Origin of the sequence: Streptacidiphilus neutrinimicus (genome assembly GCF_000787815.1) — a bacterium.
GTDB classification, from domain to species: Bacteria; Actinomycetota; Actinomycetes; order Streptomycetales; family Streptomycetaceae; genus Streptacidiphilus; species Streptacidiphilus neutrinimicus.
The window spans coordinates 1-455 of sequence record NZ_BBPO01000152.1; the positions used below are offsets into that span (position 1 = coordinate 1).

Genomic DNA, 455 nt, shown 5'->3' on the forward strand with positions numbered 1-455 from the left:
CATCTGGTGTCCGAGCACGGGGTGCGGAGTCTGTTGCTGGTGTCGCGGCGTGGCGCGGACGCGCCGGGTGCGGCTGAACTCGTGGCTGAGCTGCGCGAGTCGGGTGTCGAGGTGACGGTCGCGGCGTGCGATGTCGCGGACCGTGAGGCGCTGGGCGCGCTGCTGGCGCAGCACCGGGTGACGGGTGTGGTGCACACGGCCGGTGTGCTGGACGACGGGATCGTCTCCTCGCTCACGCCGGAGCGGCTCGACACGGTGCTGCGTCCGAAGCTGGACGCAGCACTCAACCTGCATGAACTCACTTCGGATCTCTCCGCGTTCGTCCTGTTCTCCTCGGCTGCCGGCATCTTCGGCGGCCCGGGTCAGGGCAACTACGCGGCCGCGAACGTCTTCCTGGACGCGCTGGCGCGGCAGCGCCGGGCCCAGGGCCTTCCGGCCGTCTCCCTCGCCTGGGG

General features: G+C 71.4%; 1 protein-coding gene. It reads left to right on the forward strand.

Annotated features, from left to right (window positions below; genetic code table 11):
• Window positions 1-455, forward strand: a 455-nt coding sequence (locus TR48_RS37800) for an SDR family NAD(P)-dependent oxidoreductase (protein ID WP_042375367.1), incomplete at both ends; no start/stop codon positions are given.